Genomic DNA, 18158 nt, shown 5'->3' on the forward strand with positions numbered 1-18158 from the left:
TTACGCCCATCGAGCCAAGGCCCTGTGATAATGCGCAACCCCGTCGACTCCTTGCCACCCCTGCCCCGTATTTACGCCCTTGACCCTCAAGAGGCGGAACAAAGCTGGGACAGCGCCCCGCAATTGCTGGCAGCGCTCAATGCTGCCCGGCTGGGCGCGTGGTGCTGGGAAATCGACACCGGCAGAATCAGTTGGTCACGCGGCACCCAGGCGCTGTTTGGCTTTGATCCGCGCCAGCCACTGCCCAAGGACCTGGACTACCTCGACCTGCTCGCGCCACAGGATCGCGCCCGCGTGGTGCGGGCCTTTCACGCGGTTCTGGCCGGCGAGCCGTTCGAGCAGGCCATGCATCACCATATCCAGTGGCCGGACGGCACCCACCACTGGCTGGAAATCAATGGCAGCCTGGCACCTGACAAAGCCGGACGACGGCGCATGATCGGGGTGATCCGCGAGACCACCCGCCAACGCGAGCGGGAGCGCGCCCTCAGCCACTCGGAAAAACGCTTCGCCACGCTGTTTCACCTGTGCCCCAATATGGTCTTGCTGACGCGCCAGTCCGACGGCCTGATCAGTGAAGCCAACCAGTACTTCGAGATGCTCTTCGGCTGGCCGGTGGCCGACGCCATCGGCCGCACCACCCTGGACCTGGGCCTGTGGCGCCACCCCGAGCAACGCGCGCAGCTGGTCAAGGCCACCCAGCGCAAGGGCGAGCCCATCACCATGGAGGTGCAATTTTGCGCCAGTAACGGCCAGATCCACGACGGCACGCTCAGCGCACAAAAAGTCGAGCTGGAGGGTGAGGCCTACCTGATCAGTACGTTTCTCGACACCACTGAGCGCAAAAACGCCGAGCAGGCCCTCAAGGACAGCCAGGAGCGCCTCGACCTGGCCCTGGACTCGGCGCAACTAGGCACCTGGGACTGGCACATTCCCACCGGCATACTCTACGGCTCGGCGCGCGCCGCCCAACTGCACGGCCTGCCACCGGAGCCATTCCATGAGTCCTTCGACGCCTTCTTCGAGGGCATGCCCGATGAAGAGCGCGATAGCATGCGCAACGCCTACCGCACCCTGCGCGAAGGCCCGGCCGGCAACTATCAACTGACCTACCGCGTGCCGATGGAAGACGGCAGCTCGCGCTACCTCGAAAGCCGCGCGCGCCTGTACCGCGATGAACACGGTGCGCCGCTGCGCATGGCCGGCACGTTGCTGGATATCACCGACCAGGTGGAGCGTGAACAACGCCTGACGGCCTCCGAAGAAAAATTCGCCAGCCTGTTCCAGGCCAGCCCTGACCCGATCTGCGTCACTTGCCTGGACAGCGGCGCGTTTATCGAAATCAACCCGGCCTTCACCCAGACCTTTGGCTGGACGGCGGCCGAGGTCATCGACAAAAGCGCCGAAGAGATCGGGCTGTGGGACGAGTCGAGCAAGCGCCTGCAGCGTATCGAGCGGGTGATCCGCGAGCAGGCGCTGAGCAATGTGGCCATCGTGGTGCATCACAAGGGTGGCCAGAGCCTGACCTGCATGATTTCCAGCCGCTTGATCAAGGTCGGCGACCAGCCCTGCATCGTCACCACGCTGCGCGATATCACCCAGCAGCAACGCTCGGAGGCGGCACTGAAGGCCAGCGAAGAGAAATTCGCCAAGGCTTTCCATTCCAGCCCCGACGCGATTTCCATCACCGAGCGCGATACCGGCCGCTACGTGGAGGTCAACGACGGCTTTTGCCGCCTGACCGGCTACCGTGCCGATGAAGCCATCGGTCTGACCCTCTACCAGATCGGCATTTGGGCCGATGAAAACCAGCGCGCGGCGCTGCTGGCGGAATTGCAGATCAAAGGCCGTATCCACCATCTGGAGATGCTCTGGCACAACAAACGCGGCGAAGTGCTGGCAGTGGAAGTTTCGGTGGAGCCCATCACCCTGAATGAAACGCCCTGCCTGCTGCTGACCGCCCGGGACGTGAGCCTGCTGAAAAACGCCCAGGCGCAGATCCGCCACCTGGCCTACCACGACCCGCTGACCAACCTGCCCAACCGCGCCCTGCTGATGGACCGCCTGAGCCAGCAGATCGCCTTGCTCAAGCGGCATAGCCTGCGCGGCGCATTGCTGTTCCTCGACCTTGACCATTTCAAGCACATCAACGATTCACTCGGCCACCCGGTGGGCGACACGGTGCTGAAGATCGTCACCGCCCGCCTGGAAGCCAGCGTGCGCATGGAGGACACCGTGGCGCGCCTGGGTGGCGATGAGTTCGTGGTACTGCTCAGCGGCCTTGACGGCACGCGCACGGAAGTCAGCGGCCAGGTGCAGGAGCTGGCCGATACTCTGCGCGAATTGCTCTCGGAGCCGATGTTCCTGGACGGGCATCGCTTGCAGGTCACGCCGAGCATTGGCGTGGCGCTGATTCCCGATCACGGTTCAACGCCTGCGGACTTGCTCAAACGGGCCGACATTGCCCTGTACCGCGCCAAGGACTCAGGGCGCAACACCACGCAGATGTTCCACAACAGCATGCAGAAAACCGCCAGCGAACGCCTGCGCATGGAGACCGACCTGCGCCTGGCCCTGTCGCGCGGCGAGTTCAGCGTGCATTACCAGCCCCAGGTCGATGCGCGTGGCAATCGGATAGTCGGTGCCGAGGCCCTGGTGCGCTGGCAGCATCCACAGCTTGGGGCGCAGTCACCGTCTGAATTTATCAAAGTGCTCGAAGACAGTGGCCTGATCCTGGAAGTCGGCACCTGGATCCTGGACGAAGCCTGCGCGGCCTTTCAACAGTTGATCGCGGAAGGCTTGGTGGACCCGCTGAATTTCAGCCTGTGCGTGAACATCAGCCCCCGGCAGTTTCGCCAGAACGACTTCGTTGAGCGGGTGGAACGCAGCCTCAAGCAGCACCAACTGCCGTTCAGCCTGCTGAAACTGGAAATCACCGAAGGCATCGTGATCCAGAACCTGGACGACACCATCAGCAAAATGCGCCGCCTGAAAAAGCTCGGCGTGAGCTTTGCGATGGATGACTTCGGCACCGGTTACTCGTCGCTCACCTACCTCAAGCGCTTGCCCGTGGATGCGTTGAAAATCGACCAGTCCTTCGTGCGTGACGCCACCCATGACCCCAACGACGCCGAAATCATACGCGCCATCGTGGCCATGGCCCGCAGCTTGAACCTGGAAGTGATTGCCGAAGGCGTGGAAACCCAGGAGCAACTGGCCTTCCTGCAGGGCCTGGGTTGCCATCTGTACCAAGGGTATCTGCACAGCCGGCCACTGCCCATGATCGGTTTCAGGGAACGCTTGATCGCGGGGGATGGCCGGGGTTAAACCAATTTCAGTGCGACGCCGTCGGCTTGATTCCAGTGCGAGCTATTCAAGTCGCGCTTGGCGCCATACTCATCGAATTTACCCTCTATCACGACAACCGAATGCCCAAAGTTCGCCAGGGTGCCAGGTACGCCTGATGCCAATTCATCCACGCTACTGGTGCGCGTAAAGGCGTACAAGCCGAGGCGGCGTAATGCATCGCCAGGAACCTCGCCGTCGTTCAGCGTTTGCAGGGCGACGTCAAAACTGACGCCGGCGCGAAACTCGTGATTCTCCAACTGTGCCCGCTTGGCGCTCGCTGCATAAAGGAACACGGCATTGCCAATAAGGCCAGCATTCGGACCACGAAAGTGGGCGGCTGCCCGGGCCCTTTCCAGCTCGGCGAAGGTGAGCCGCACCGTGCAGTTATCGCGCATGGTGATGGAGTAGCCTCCCGGCGTTTCGGTGACACGCTTGAAAATACCCAAAGGGTTTTGCCCGTACTTCATCATCGCCGCTTTGATGGCGGACACCGTGACACAGTTACCCTCCATGCCCTGATAGAAACCACTCCAGATATCGTCGGGCTCGACGCCAATGGGCGCAGCCGGGAATCGCGCAGGTTGACCATCTTGCTCGTGGGGTAGGTCTGCGGCGAGCTGGTAGCCGTAGTCTTTACCGACCGCATCTTTCTTGCCGTGGCTATGTTTAACACCCTCCACCACCAACGCCCCCGAAAAACTGGAGGTCTCGGTGACGCCAATACTGTGGGGTTCTTGAAGCTTGGCGGGAGGCACAATCCGCAAAAAGCCGATCAAGCCCATCCCCGTCAAGACCCTGTAGATGCTCTCACCCCGCAGCGTAACGGACAGCGCTGCATCAAACTGCACGTTGCGGATGAGCTGCTTGCGCTTTGCGTAGGCGGCCAGGATCAGGTTGGCGTCGTTGCGCATTTGCGTGTCAGGGCCTGTAAACCGCGTCGCCTCGGCGGTGCGCTGCAGCTCCTGCGTCGACAACGTCAGCTCAAAACCATCTTTCAGGGTGATGCTGTACCCATTGCCCGTGGCGTTGATCCTTTCGAAGACATCGGACGGCGACCGGCCAAACCTGAGCATCATCATCTTGATGACGGCTGCGTGGCTGCTGAGGTCGAACACCTCACCGAAATGACCCGAGGGGGCAATGAACCCTTGCAACACCTCTGCGACCTGGGGACGGATACCCTTGGCCTGGTCAACCTGGGGCGTGATCCTCACCACAGGCATGGGTACGACAGGGACAGGGGCGGTAGGAGGCTTCGGCGCGCTATGGCTCTGCAGCGTATACATGTAGCTTTGATCGGGTGAACGCCCCCTGCCCGCGCGGTGCGCCTTGCCGGCGTATATCAACGATGAACCCAGGTTATGACTGTGGGCCACCCCCCACCGCCCTTCGCCGACAACCGTGGCAGTAGGCTCGTACTTGAGATGGCCGGATAAGCCCATGCCTTTGAACATGTTTAAGGTTGTCTCACCCTGCAAAGAAGCGGTCAGGACTGACGTAAAACTTGGCAAATCAGCGGCATTGCCACTTCCCAGCTGTTTGCGCTTGATGAATACCGCCAGTGCGAAATGGGCGCTGCCCAGTACTTCGTTGTCGCTGCCGGTAAAACGTGATGCCGCCCCTGCTTGTTGCAGCTCCTGCCGGGAAAGGTGCAGCCTGTAGCCATCTTTCATCGTGACGTCATACCCCCCGCGATTACTGCGCACACTGCTGAACATAGCCTCAGGCTGCTTGCCAAAGGTGTGCATCATCAGTTTGATGACTGCGCTGTGTGAGCTGGCATCGTAATGCTCGCCGAAAGCGCGTTCAGGGGACTCAAAAGCGTGGAAGAGAGACGTTTCTTTCTCCGAGATAGTGGAAAACTGCGACGCCGTGGAAGTCGAGCGCGCAGAGGATCCAATCGCAAACGTATTCATAGCAATCACTCTTAAAAGCAGTAGTCAGGCGCGCCGTCGATTGAACATACTTAAACCCGTGCAAACAGGCGCCTCTACGTTGCAAAAAAGGCTCCCCCACTGCGCTAGCAATCAGAGAGCCTTAGTTATCACTCAGCGAGTGAAGATAACGGACCGTCGGCCGTTATAGCGCGCGCTGGGAGGCGCCGGGACCACGAGGGGCAGGACCTTCAGCACCGGATGCCAGAGGTGTCAGAGGTGTCATACCGTTGGAAAGCTTGGGCTTGTCAGCGGCTTTGGTCTCAATCTTCGGCTCAACAACAGCCACAACGCTTTCATCCGTCTTGCCACCAGCCTTCAGCTCAACGAGGGGTGCAGCAGCAGTCTTCACTTCTGCATTTGCCTCATTACTGGGTGTCGCGTCAGCGCTTAGTTTGGTATCGGTTTTGTTTGCGATAGTGGCCGCCGTATTGGGTCGAACCTCCACTTTTGCTACATCAGTATTCAACTGCGGATTGCGCAACGGACGAGGGCCAGACAAGTCCTCCGAACTCACCCTGACTTGGATACCGGCAGCCAGATTGATATTGAACTGCCTGCCGTTATCAGGCGTCAGGCTCACCTGCGTGCTGCCATCTGGCAGGACCGTGACCTTGGCATCACCCTCGGACCCGATGCTGACTTGGGAAGCGGTTCCGGCACTCGGCTGCGCCGAAACAGTGACGTTGTCTTTCCCGCCAGCCTGCACGCTGACGTTGGCGTCGAGGCTAGTCTGGTTATCTTTCCCAGTATTTGGCTGCGCCGAATCAGTGGCTGTGCCTTTCCCAGCAGCTTGCGCGCTAGCACTGGCACCGAGGTTAGTCTGCGTACCTTTCCCAGTATTTGGCTGCGCCGAATCAGTGACGTTGTCTTTACCGCCAGCCTGCACGCTCGCACTGGCACCGAGGTTAGTCTGCGTATCTTTCTCAGTCTTTGGCTGCGCCGAATCAGCGATTTTGTCTTTCCCGCCAGCCTGCACGCTGACGTTGGCGTCGAGGCTAGTCTGCGTATTTTTCCCAGTATTTGGCTGCGCCGAATCAGTGATTTTGTCTTTCCCGCCAGCCTGCACGCTGACGTTGGCGTCGAGGCTAGTCTGCGTATTTTTCCCAGTATTTGGCTGCGCCGAATCAGTGACTTTGTCTTTCCCGCCAGCCTGCACGCTAGCACTGGCACCGAGGTTAGTCTGCGTATCTTTCTCAGTCTTTGGTTGCGCCGAATCAGTGATTTTGTCTTTCCCGCCAGCCTGCACGCTGACATTGGCGTCGATATTAGTCTGCGTATCTTTCCCAGCGCTTGTTTGCGCCGAATCAGCGCGCTTGTCTGTCCTGAAGCCCTGCACTCTCAGGCCTGCGCCGAGGTCAGCCTGCGTACCTTTGCCTGCCGTCGGTAGCGTCGCCTCAGTGCCTTTGCCATTCACACTTACCTGAATGCTACCGTCGGTGCCAAGTTTCACCTGCGTACCTTTATCAGCACTCGGCGCCGACTCAGTGCCTTTGCCATTCACACCTAGCTGAATGCTACCGTCGGTGCCAAGTTTTACATGTGTACCTTTATCAGCATTTGGCGCCGACTCAGTGCCTTTGCCATTCACACCCAGCTGAATGCTACCGTCAGTGCCAAGTTTTACATGTGTACCATTATCAGCATTCGGCGCCGACTCTGTGCCTTTTGCTTTCGCGGCTATATGCACGCTACCGCCAGTGCTAGCCCTCACCTGCGTATCGCTAGCTGGGAGCACCGTGGTCGTATCGGCTGGTAACTTTGCGTTAAACCCCCTGCCTGATAACAAACTGCGCATTGCCTTGAAGACGAGCTCAAACATCTCAAATAACTTTTCCAACGCATCGGAGTTAACCGTCACTTCCTTCCCAATCACTTGGGTGGTGTCGTTGCGCGGTAACGTGCTGTTTTTCGAACCCGGCTCTGCGCGAGAGGTATTGTTTTTTTCTATATCCTTCAACGTTTCAGTCGCGGATTGGTCTGCCGCGTGAAGTTCTGGCTTAAAACCTTGGAAATTGTTCGCCGATATATTGGACATGTACTTTTCTCACTCTTTGTGTGGTGCCACCCGTCAACAACCCATTAAACCTGGCAGCGATAAATTAGAACTGGAAATAATCATCATCACTTCGCAGTCCCACGATTGGTGGGGCGCGGCGCTATCGAGTTCCAAAAATCCTTATTCATATAAGGAAACCAAAATGAAAAATCAGACTTTACCCCATGACTACTTACGAAACTCTACAGCCCGCACCCATTAACCAACCCCACCACAGAGACATAAGGTAATAAGGCGCCCGACCGTATAAATAATGCAATCATTAAATCAAACCAGTCACGCCAACTTATGCTAGTCCGCCCCCCCACGCACACACAGATAACAAAACAACCTGCAAAACAAACAAACCCAATGTGGCAATAAAATAAAAACATACACCTCACACTGTTACCCGCCCTAAAAACAACAATAAACACCCACCTTCTAGCACCCCACGCTCAAGAAGATCACGCTTAAACGCGCCCAAAAAAAAGGGCGCCAATGGCGCCCCTTTCAAGCTGCTTGTAACGTTTATAAATGCGAACTTAATCTTTCAGAACAGGCGCCATCCCGAGCAGCAACGCCACCTTGTCCAGTTCGGTCTCGCGGCGCATCGCATTGAACAACTCCACCGCCTCCGGGTAGTTACGCGTCAACATAGCCAGCCATTGCTTCAAACGCCCCGGCGCTTGACGCTCGGTCAACTGCGCCACCGACTGGGTCCAGAAGTCCTGGAGCATGGGCTGCATCTGCGCCCAGGTCATCTCGACCACTTCTTCACCGGCCCGCGCCGCTGCGATCTGCCGCGCCAGGTCCGGGCGGGCAACCAGGCCACGGCCGAGCATGATGTCTTCGGCACCACTGACTTCGCGGCAACGCTTCCAGTCTTCAACACTCCAGATATCACCGTTGGCGAACACGGGCACCTTGACCACGTCTTGTACCCGCGGGATCCACTCCCAATGGGCTGGCGGCTTGTAACCATCGGTTTTGGTACGCGCATGCACCACGATATGGGCTGCGCCGCCTTCAGCCAGCGCCGTGGCGCAGACCAGTGCGCCGTCCGGGCTGTCGAAACCCAAGCGCATCTTGGCAGTGACCGGGATGTGGGCCGGTACGGCGCGGCGAACGTGCTCGACAATTTGATTGAGCAGCTCCGGCTCCTTGAGCAACACCGCGCCGCCACGGGACTTGTTGACGGTCTTGGCCGGGCAGCCGAAGTTGAGGTCGATGACTTGCGAACCCAGCTCACACGCCAGGGCGGCGTTTTCCGCCAGGCACACTGGGTCGGAGCCGAGCAATTGCACGCGCAGCGGCACGCCGGCAGCAGTGTGGGCACCGTGCAGCAGTTCCGGGGCGAGCTTGTGGAAATACGCCGGGGTGAGCAGGCGGTCGTTGACGCGGATGAACTCGGTCACGCACCAGTCAATACCGCCAACACGGGTCAGCACGTCCCGCAGGATGTTGTCGACCAACCCCTCCATGGGCGCCAAAGCAATTTGCATGGAAAACACTCAACAAAAATCGTGGCGCAGTTTACTGGGTTTCCCACAGCAACCGTTAACCCCCTGTCAGGGCGGGGCCATAACCGTCGAGGAATTCGGCAGGCATGCGCTTGGGCTTGCCGGTGGACAGTTCAATGCAGACAAACGTGGTTTGGGCACGCAGCAAGGTGACACCGTCGCGGGGCCGGACCAGTTGAAAGCGCCGGGTCATCTTCAGGCGTTGGTCCCAGTCGACGATCCAGGTGGCCAGTTGCAGCTCGTCGCCCTCATAGCCTGCGGCCAGGTAGTCGATCTCATGGCGCACCACGGCCATGGCGCGGTCCAGGCGGCGATATTCGGTCAGGTCCAGCCCGAGGCGCTGGGAGTGGCGCCAGGCGCAGCGCTCCAGCCAGGACACGTATACCGCGTTGTTGGCGTGCCCCAGGCCGTCGATGTCTTCAGGGGCGACCTGCAGATCGATGATAAACGGCGTTGCCAAATCCCAGCCCATGCCTTGCTCCCAGTCGATTAATGTCGGCGGGGAGAGTGTATCAGGCGGTTTGCCGCACCTGTAAACGAGCGCCAGCCAGCAACGCCAGCACACCGTCGATCAGGCGCGGATCGGCCAGTACTTTCTGGTGCCCGCCCTGCTCCAGCCGCAACAGGCGGCTGTCGAACCAGGCTTCGTGAATGGCTTGAGACGCCTTGACCGGGACGAAGGTATCGTCTTCGGCGTGCACGATCAGGCCGGGGATATTCATCTGGTAGTGGGCCACATCCAAGTGCTTGAGCGGCATGCCGAAGGTCAGCTCGACCTCCTGGATAAACGCCGAACGCGCCCGCGCTGGCAAACCCACCATCCGGGTGAAGCCGCGCAGCACATCCAGGAATCGCGACGGAGCGGCGATACTCACCAACGCCTCGGTACGCAGCCCCAACTGCACCGCCAGCATCGCACTGGCGCCACCCATGGAGTGGCCGATTACGGCGTGCAGCGGCGGCAACTCGGCGGCGGCTTCAAGCATGGCGCGGGCAAACAGCAGCACGTGGGCCTCACGCCCCGGCGAGCGGCCGTGGGCAGGACCGTCCAGGGCAATCACCGAGTAACCGTTGTCGACCAACGCCGTGATCAGGCTGGCAAACTGTGTGGGCCGACCTTCCCAACCGTGCATCAACAACACCGCCGGCCCCTGGCCCCAACGCAGCGCAGACAAACCGAAGCGCAAGGTGATGCGCTCCGATTGCGCCAGCAGCGGCAGCTCCCAATCACGTGGCGGCAGGTCGCGTGGCGTCATGAAGGCGCGACGCATGCGGTTGGCGACCGTTTGCGGTGCCAGGTGCCCCAGCGTGCCGTTGAACCGACGAATCCAGGTTAGCGTGCCCATCATGCAGCCCTCTTCTAGCGTACAGCCGACTTGGCGGCGCGCAGCACACGGTCAGACAACTCACCTGGTCCCAAGGCGCGGGCCAGGGCCAGGCCACCGATCATCAGCGCCATGTCAGCCAAGGCTTTATCGGTGTCCTCGGGGCTGGCAGCCAACTGGGCGGCCATCAGCTCACAGTGCTCGTTCAACGCCTGGCGGAACTCATCTGGCAGGCGGCTCATTTCGCCTACGGTCGCCGGGATCGGGCAGGCCTGGGCGGTGGAGTCACGGTGCTTGCGCGACAAGTAGAACGCCGCCACCAGGGCCCTGCGCTCTTCTCCGGTCAAGGTTGAGTCCATGTCGTCAATCGACGCACGACGCTTGGCCAGCAGCTGGGTGAAGGCCTCCAGCATCAGCGCGTCCTTGCTTTCAAAGTGCGCGTAGAAACCACCGACGGTCAGCCCCGCCGCGCCCATGACTTCACCCACACTCGGTTCGGCCGGGCCACGCTGGATCAACGCGGCGCTGGCAGCCTGCAAAATGCGTTCGCGGGTTTGCGCTTTTTTATCGCTCATCATTGCCTCCGATGTTCATGGGTTGAATATTATTACCATAATAATATTTGGCAAGCGACAGGCATGACCGCTGGTCAGAAGAAAAACGAGGGAGGGAAAAGAATTGGCCAAACGCCAGACAAACAAAAGGGCCATTCAATAATTGAATGACCCTTAAAAATCCCGCAGAGCGGGTAATCGTGGCGTCCCCTAGGGGACTCGAACCCCTGTTACCGCCGTGAAAGGGCGGTGTCCTAGGCCACTAGACGAAGGGGACACAAACCTTCTATACACTGATCAGCGCTGAGGACTGATCGATTCAAGGACGGTGTGGCCAGACCTTGAACCTGTAAATTGGTGGAGCTAAACGGGATCGAACCGTTGACCTCTTGCATGCCATGCAAGCGCTCTCCCAGCTGAGCTATAGCCCCGGATTTTTCGTCTCGCGACGCAGCAGACCTTTCGAGCTGCTTGTTGAAACTGGCGTCCCCTAGGGGACTCGAACCCCTGTTACCGCCGTGAAAGGGCGGTGTCCTAGGCCACTAGACGAAGGGGACAAAACCTTCTGTACAACTGATCAGGGCTGAGACCTGATCGATTCAAGGACGGTGTGGCCAGACCTTGAACCTGTAAATTGGTGGAGCTAAACGGGATCGAACCGTTGACCTCTTGCATGCCATGCAAGCGCTCTCCCAGCTGAGCTATAGCCCCTCATCGGTGAGGACGGGGCGAATCTTAATGGCGGTTTGGAAGTGTGTCAAATTTATTTTCAACAATTTCCAAAATTTTTTGCCGGGATAACAATCACTTACCGGCGAAACCCCGGAAAACCGGGGTTTCGTCGTTTCAACCGCGTGCTTAGGCGATGGCGCCCAGCAGCTTTTCCCACTCTTTGTTTTCTTTCTTCGACACACCACCAAGCAAATCAAGGGCTTGGCGCAGACGGAAACGCGTAAGGTCCGGGCCGAGAATTTCCATCGCATCGAGCACCGACACCGAACTGGCCTGCCCGGTGATCGCGGCAAACATCAGTGGCATGGCATCGCGCAGTTTCAATTCCAGAGACTCCACCACTGCCTGGATCGTCGCGGTGATCGCATCCTTCTCCCACTGGCGCAGGCTTTCCAGCTTCCACAGGATCAACTGCATCAACTGGCGAACCTGGTCACCCGAGAGCTTCTTGGATTCGAACAGCTTGGGATCCGGGTTAACGCCCCCGGCAAAGAAGAAACTGGCCAGCGGCGCGACCTGGCTGAACGTCTCCACCCTGCCCTGCACCAGCGGCGCGATCTTCATCATGTACTCAGGGTTCAGCGCCCACTGCTGCACGCGGCTGGCGAACTCTTCCACCGGCAGGTCACGCAGCCACTGGCCGTTGAGCCACGACAGCTTCTCGATGTCAAAGATCGGCCCGCCCAGGGACACGCGGGACAGGTCGAAGTTGTCGACCATTTCCTGCAGCGAGAACTTCTCGCGCTCGTCCGGCATCGACCAGCCCATGCGGCCCAGGTAATTGAGCATCGCCTCAGGCATGAAGCCCATGCGCTCGTAGAACGTCACCGAAGTCGGGTTCTTGCGCTTGGACAGCTTGCTCTTGTCCGGGTTACGCAGCAGCGGCATGTAGCACAGCTGCGGTTGTTCCCAGCCGAAGTACTCGTAGAGCAGGATCAACTTCGGCGCCGACGGCAGCCATTCTTCGCCGCGCAGCACGTGGGTGATGCCCATCAGGTGGTCGTCGACAACGTTGGCCAGGAAGTACGTCGGCAGGCCATCGGTCTTCATCAGCACCTGCATGTCCATGCGGTCCCACGGGATCTCGACGTCACCGCGCAGCATGTCCGGCACCACGCACACGCCTTCGCTTGGCACTTTCATGCGGATCACATGCGGCTCGCCAGCGGCCAGGCGACGGGCGACTTCTTCTTTCGACAGCAGCAACGCGCGGCCATCGTAGCGCGGGGTTTCGCCACGGGCCTGTTGCTCGGCGCGCATCTGGTCCAGCTCTTCTGCGGTGCAGAAACAAGGGAACGCGTGGCCCATGTCGACCAGCTGCTGGGTGTACTGCTTGTAGATGTCGCTGCGCTCGCTCTGGCGATACGGGCCGTGCGGGCCGCCGACGTCCGGGCCTTCCGCCCAGGTAATGCCCAGCCAGCGCAGGGCATCGAAAATCTGCTGTTCCGACTCACGGGTGGAGCGCAGTTGGTCGGTGTCTTCGATCCGCAGGATGAATTCACCGCCGTGCTGCTTGGCAAAGCAGTAGTTGAACAAGGCGATGTAAGCAGTGCCGACGTGGGGATCCCCAGTAGGCGATGGCGCGATGCGCGTGCGGACGGTGGTCATGGCAGGTCTCGAATGGGCGATATAACTGAAAATTGAAACAAGGGGCGAATGGTAACACCAGCTTGGGTGATTCTGGCAGACCGAGGTGCCTGCATTCGCGAGCAAGCCCGCTCCCACCCTTGACCGATTTCCGACATGAGAATGCGGTCAACAGTGGGAGCGGGCTTGCTCGCGAAGAGGCCATCACCGCCCCTGCAAGATCAAACAGCCAGCAACCGCTCACGCAACTTGCCAATCTCATCCCGCGTCTGCGCCGCAGCCTCAAACTCCAGGTCTCGCGCCAACTGGTACATCTTCTCTTCCAGCTGGCGGATACGCTTGGTGATCTCACTCGGCGAGCGCAGTTCGTTTTCGTACTTGGCGCTTTCCTCGGCGGCCTTGGCCATGCCCTTGCGCTTCTTGCTGCGCGAGCCCGGCACGGTGGCGCCTTCCATGATGTCGGCGACATCCTTGAACACACCTTTCGGGGTGATGCCATTTTCCAGGTTGAACGCGATCTGCTTGTCGCGACGGCGCTGGGTCTCGCCAATCGCACGCTCCATGGAGCCGGTGATGCGGTCTGCGTAAAGAATCGCCCGGCCATTGAGGTTCCGCGCAGCACGGCCAATGGTCTGGATCAGCGAACGCTCGGAGCGCAGGAAGCCCTCCTTGTCCGCATCGAGGATCGCCACCAGCGACACTTCCGGCATGTCCAGGCCTTCGCGCAGCAGGTTGATCCCCACCAGCACATCAAAGGTGCCCAGGCGCAGGTCGCGGATGATCTCCACACGCTCCACAGTGTCGATGTCCGAGTGCAGGTAGCGCACGCGCACGCCGTGGTCGGCCAGGTAGTCGGTCAAGTCTTCGGACATGCGCTTGGTCAGCGTGGTCACCAGCACACGCTCTTCCAGGGCCACGCGCTTGGTGATCTCCGAAAGCAGGTCGTCGACCTGGGTCAGCGCCGGGCGGATTTCGATTTCCGGGTCGACCAGGCCAGTCGGGCGCACCAGTTGCTCGATCACGCGACCGGCATGCTCGGCCTCATAGTTGCCCGGCGTGGCGGACACAAAGATGGTCTGCGGGCTGATGGCTTCCCACTCATCAAAGCGCATCGGCCGGTTATCCAGCGCCGACGGCAGGCGGAAGCCGTATTCCACCAGGGTTTCCTTACGCGAACGGTCACCCTTATACATCGCGCCCACTTGCGGCACGCTGACGTGGGATTCGTCGATCACCAGCAACGCGTCGGGCGGCAGGTAATCGTAGAGGGTCGGCGGCGGCGCGCCGGACTCACGGCCCGACAGGTAGCGCGAGTAGTTTTCGATACCGTTGCAGTACCCCAGCTCCAGGATCATCTCCAAGTCAAAGCGGGTGCGCTGCTCCAGACGCTGGGCTTCCACCAGCTTGTTATTGGAACGCAGGTACTCCAGGCGCTCGGCCAACTCGGTCTTGATGCCCTCGATGGCGCCCATCAGGGTTTCACGCGGGGTCACGTAGTGGCTTTTCGGATAGAAGGTGAAGCGCGGCAGTTTGCGGATCACCTCGCCGGTCAGCGGGTCGAAGGCCGACAGGCTCTCGACTTCATCGTCGAACAGCTCGATGCGGATCGCTTCCAGGTCCGATTCCGCCGGGTAAATGTCGATGACATCGCCCCGCACGCGGAAGGTGGCGCGGGCAAAGTCCATGTCGTTGCGGGTGTACTGCAGGCTGGTCAGCCGGCGCAGCAGCTCGCGCTGGTCGAGTTTGTCGCCGCGGTCGACGTGCAGCACCATCTTCAGATAGGTTTCCGGGCTGCCCAGGCCGTAGATGCACGACACCGTGGTGACGATGATCGCGTCCTTGCGCTCCAGCAGCGCCTTGGTCGCCGACAGCCGCATCTGCTCGATATGGTCGTTGATCGACGCATCCTTCTCGATAAAGGTATCGGAGGACGGCACGTAGGCTTCGGGCTGGTAGTAGTCGTAGTAGGAAACGAAGTACTCCACCGCATTGTTCGGGAAGAACGCCTTGAACTCGCCATAGAGCTGCGCGGCCAGGGTCTTGTTCGGCGCCAGCACCAGGGTAGGACGATTGATCTGCGCGATCACGTTGGCGATGCTGAAGGTCTTGCCTGAACCGGTCACCCCAAGCAGCGTCTGGTGGGCCAGGCCGGCTTCGATGCCCTCGACCATCTGGCGAATCGCTTCTGGCTGATCGCCAGCGGGTTCAAAGCGGGTGACGAGTTGGAAATCCGACATAACGTACCTCGTGTAGTCACCCCCAGACTGTAAACCCGTCGAGGACGAAATAGACCACCACCCGCGAAGATTCAAAGCGGGCCGTAGGAAAAAACCATGATAGCCATAGAAGTGGTGGCGAATGTGACGGGTTTCAAGGCAATCGTCCTACCTGCCGTCGCGGACCAATGTTGCAATAAGACTAACGGTCGGCAAATAAACCGAAAAACTTGGCCGAAAAGCCATTTCGGCTGTCGCCCTTGACGGTGATGGCCTCTATACTAGCTCCCCGTTTGTGCACCGCTCTAGTGCATTCGGCTGGAGCGCGACACGTCCCTCCATTCCCCCATAGAGCTGCCGCAAAAATGAGCCTGTTCTCCGCTGTCGAAATGGCACCACGCGATCCTATCCTGGGCCTCAACGAAGCATTCAACGCCGACACACGAACCACCAAGGTCAACCTTGGCGTGGGCGTTTACTGCAACGAGGAGGGGAAGATTCCACTCTTGCGTGCCGTTGCCGAAGCGGAAGCCATTCGCGTGGCGCAACACGCCGCCCGTGGCTACTTGCCGATCGACGGCATCGCAGCCTACGACAAGGCTGTGCAGACGCTGCTGTTCGGTGAGACCTCGCCCCTGCTGGCAGCCGGCCGTGTCGTCACCGTGCAAGCGGTGGGCGGCACCGGCGCCCTGAAGCTGGGCGCAGACTTCCTCAAGCAACTGCTGCCAAATGCCGTCGTTGCCATCAGCGACCCGAGCTGGGAAAACCACCGCGCCCTGTTCGAAACCGCCGGCTTCCCGGTGCAGAACTACCGCTACTACGACGCCGCCACCCACGACGTTAACCGTGCCGGCCTGCTCGAAGACCTCAACGCCCTGCCGCCACAGTCCATCGTGGTGCTGCACGCCTGCTGCCACAACCCGACCGGTGTCGACCTGAGCCCGGCCGACTGGCAGAACGTGCTGGACGTGGTCAAGGCCAAGAACCTGGTGCCGTTCCTCGACATGGCCTACCAGGGCTTTGGCGACGGCATCCACGAAGACGCCGCCGCAGTGCGCCTGTTCGCTGAGTCGGGCCTGACCTTCTTTGTGTCCAGCTCGTTCTCCAAGTCGTTCTCCCTGTACGGCGAGCGTGTGGGCGCACTGTCCATCGTCGGCGAGTCCAAGGAAGAAAGCGCGCGCATCCTGTCCCAGGTCAAGCGCGTGATCCGCACCAACTATTCCAACCCGCCGACCCACGGCGCGGCCATCGTTGCTGCCGTACTGAACAACCCTGAGCTGCGTGCCCAGTGGGAAGCCGAACTGGCTGAAATGCGCCTGCGCATCCGTGGCATGCGCGAGCAGATGGTGGCCGAACTGGCCAAGGCTGCTCCGGGCCACGACTTCAGCTTCGTCGGTCGCCAGCGCGGGATGTTCTCCTACTCCGGCCTGACCGTTGAGCAAGTCACCCGCTTGCGCAGCGAGTTTGGCATCTACGCGCTGGATACCGGGCGTATCTGCGTGGCGGCGTTGAACCAGTCGAACATTGGTGCGGTGACCAAGGCGATTGTTCAGGTGCTGTAAGCCTTGAGCAGGTGACGAGGGGGGAAGCCATTCATGGGCTTCCCCTTTTTTGTTAGGGAACACTGAACCTGTGGTGAGCGAGCTTGCAAAAAATTCACTGGGCGTAACGCGCAACCCCTAGACTGAACCCTGACTGCCCCTTTGCTGTGAGAGCCTTATGAGAAACGACGACCTGGACCTGCGTGCCGACCGCGACGAGCTGGACCACTTCACCCCACGCGCACCGCAAGCCAAGCGCCAGAAGAGCCTGGTGCTGCAAGTCGCCCTGGGCGTGTTTCTGGGCGGCCTGGCCTTGTGGCTGGTGCAACTGGGCGCGACGGCAATCATGGCAAAATTGGCCATGGGTACCCTGCAATTCGGCGGCTGACACCCCCGCTTACTGGCTGACACTCCCTACAGTGGGGGGACGCGCTCCTCCAGCAATGTCACAAAGCTGTTCAAGCTCTGCGACACCGTCCCCCGCCGCCAGATCAGCCAGGTGTTCAATATCCGGAAGTTGTCCGCCAGCGGCCACACACTCACCGCCGCGAACCCAGGCATGTTCTCCAGCATGCTGCGCGGCATCAGCGCCAGCCCCGCCCCGGCGCTGACACAGGCGAGCATGCCGTGGTAGGACTCTATCTCGAAGATCTTGCCCGGTGCCGCGCCGTCCTGTGAGAACCAGCGCTCAAAGTGATGCCGGTACGAACAGTTGGAGCGAAAGGTGTAGATATTTTCGCCATTCACGTCCTGGCCGCGTTTGATCGGCGCGTGGTGCAGCGGCGCAATCACCACCATCTCCTCTTCAAACACCGCCACGCCTTCCAGGGTGGAATGCAGCACCGGCCCGTCGACAAACGCCGCCGTCAGCCGCCCCGACAGCACGCCTTCAATCATGGTGCCCGAGGGGCCGGTGCTCAGGTCCAACTCAACCTTGGTGTGCTTCTGGTTGTACGCCGCCAGCAGCGCCGGGATGCGCACTGCTGCGGTACTTTCCAGCGAGCCAAGGGCAAACGCGCCCTGGGGCTCCTCCCCCGCCACGGTCGCGCGTGCTTCCTGCACTAGGTCGAGGATGCGCCGCGCATAACCGAGGAAATTCCACCCCGCCGGTGACAGGCGCAAGCGGCTTTTCTCGCGGATGAACAATTCCACGCCCAGGTCCTGCTCCAGTTGCTTGATACGCGTGGTCAGGTTCGACGGCACGCGATGAATCAACTGCGCGGCGGCGCTGATGCTGCCTTGCTCGGCAACGGCCTTGAAAATTTCCAGCTGCACCAGATCCAAGTCATTCTCCAATCGTGAATGTATTGCTTAATATTATTCAGTTTCCAGAAAAGAGCCAGCCCCGTACGCTGAACCC

General features: G+C 60.2%; 12 protein-coding genes and 4 tRNA genes. 3 read left to right on the forward strand and 13 right to left on the reverse strand.

Annotated elements, in window-relative coordinates; translation table 11 throughout:
- Nucleotides 1-30: 30 nt before the first annotated feature.
- Nucleotides 31-3327, forward strand: a complete 3297-nt coding sequence (locus KHP07_RS20340; RefSeq protein ID WP_214497886.1) for an EAL domain-containing protein — start codon at nucleotides 31-33, stop codon at nucleotides 3325-3327.
- Here KHP07_RS20340 and KHP07_RS20345 read toward each other — a convergent pair.
- The 12 genes from KHP07_RS20345 to uvrB all read right to left on the reverse strand — a co-directional run bounded on the left by KHP07_RS20345 (nucleotide 3324) and on the right by uvrB (nucleotide 15278).
- The gene (locus tag KHP07_RS20345) at nucleotides 3324-5264 is read right to left on the reverse strand and encodes a hypothetical protein (protein ID WP_214497887.1); all 1941 of its coding nucleotides are present in this window, start codon (nucleotides 5262-5264) and stop codon (nucleotides 3324-3326) included. The two genes, KHP07_RS20340 and KHP07_RS20345, sit on opposite strands and share 4 nt — an antisense overlap.
- Before the next feature lie 163 nt (nucleotides 5265-5427).
- Entirely contained in the window at nucleotides 5428-7320 is a 1893-nt protein-coding gene (locus tag KHP07_RS20350) for a hypothetical protein (RefSeq protein ID WP_214497888.1), read from the reverse strand.
- A gap of 545 nt (nucleotides 7321-7865) precedes the next feature.
- Nucleotides 7866-8825, reverse strand: a complete 960-nt coding sequence (locus KHP07_RS20355; protein WP_078049431.1) for a tRNA dihydrouridine synthase — start codon at nucleotides 8823-8825, stop codon at nucleotides 7866-7868.
- 55 nt (nucleotides 8826-8880) lie between these two features.
- Nucleotides 8881-9315 carry an acyl-CoA thioesterase gene (locus KHP07_RS20360; protein ID WP_100490178.1) on the reverse strand — a complete coding sequence of 145 codons (435 nt, stop codon included), beginning with the start codon at nucleotides 9313-9315 and terminating at the stop codon, nucleotides 8881-8883.
- A 40-nt stretch (nucleotides 9316-9355) separates the two neighbouring features.
- Entirely contained in the window at nucleotides 9356-10189 is an 834-nt protein-coding gene (locus KHP07_RS20365; RefSeq protein WP_099494215.1) for an alpha/beta hydrolase, read from the reverse strand.
- 14 nt (nucleotides 10190-10203) lie between these two features.
- Entirely contained in the window at nucleotides 10204-10743 is a 540-nt protein-coding gene (locus tag KHP07_RS20370; RefSeq protein WP_078050968.1) for a TetR/AcrR family transcriptional regulator, read from the reverse strand.
- 180 nt (nucleotides 10744-10923) lie between these two features.
- Nucleotides 10924-10999 (reverse strand) — tRNA-Glu (locus KHP07_RS20375).
- 78 nt (nucleotides 11000-11077) lie between these two features.
- A tRNA-Ala gene (locus KHP07_RS20380) sits at nucleotides 11078-11153 on the reverse strand.
- Nucleotides 11154-11203: 50 nt separating this feature from the next.
- Nucleotides 11204-11279 (reverse strand) — tRNA-Glu (locus tag KHP07_RS20385).
- A 78-nt stretch (nucleotides 11280-11357) separates the two neighbouring features.
- Nucleotides 11358-11433 (reverse strand) — tRNA-Ala (locus tag KHP07_RS20390).
- A gap of 147 nt (nucleotides 11434-11580) precedes the next feature.
- Nucleotides 11581-13062, reverse strand: a complete 1482-nt coding sequence (gltX, locus tag KHP07_RS20395) for a glutamate--tRNA ligase (protein ID WP_025856465.1) — start codon at nucleotides 13060-13062, stop codon at nucleotides 11581-11583.
- Nucleotides 13063-13262: 200 nt separating this feature from the next.
- Nucleotides 13263-15278 (reverse strand): excinuclease ABC subunit UvrB, encoded by a 2016-nt coding sequence (uvrB, locus tag KHP07_RS20400; protein WP_078049432.1) that lies wholly within the window; start codon nucleotides 15276-15278, stop codon nucleotides 13263-13265.
- 344 nt (nucleotides 15279-15622) lie between these two features.
- Between uvrB and KHP07_RS20405 the strand changes: the two genes are divergently transcribed.
- Nucleotides 15623-16819 (forward strand): amino acid aminotransferase, encoded by a 1197-nt coding sequence (locus KHP07_RS20405; RefSeq protein WP_078049433.1) that lies wholly within the window; start codon nucleotides 15623-15625, stop codon nucleotides 16817-16819.
- A 157-nt stretch (nucleotides 16820-16976) separates the two neighbouring features.
- The gene (locus KHP07_RS20410; RefSeq protein WP_017847720.1) at nucleotides 16977-17186 is read left to right on the forward strand and encodes a hypothetical protein; all 210 of its coding nucleotides are present in this window, start codon (nucleotides 16977-16979) and stop codon (nucleotides 17184-17186) included.
- Between the two features lie 26 nt (nucleotides 17187-17212).
- Here the strand turns inward: KHP07_RS20410 and ptrR are convergent, their stop codons facing one another.
- The gene (gene ptrR / locus KHP07_RS20415; protein WP_078049434.1) at nucleotides 17213-18082 is read right to left on the reverse strand and encodes a putrescine utilization regulator PtrR; all 870 of its coding nucleotides are present in this window, start codon (nucleotides 18080-18082) and stop codon (nucleotides 17213-17215) included.
- Nucleotides 18083-18158: the final 76 nt, after the last annotated feature.

It is taken from the genome of Pseudomonas sp. VS40 (assembly GCF_018587885.1).
Taxonomy (GTDB): Bacteria; Pseudomonadota; Gammaproteobacteria; order Pseudomonadales; family Pseudomonadaceae; genus Aquipseudomonas; species Aquipseudomonas pergaminensis.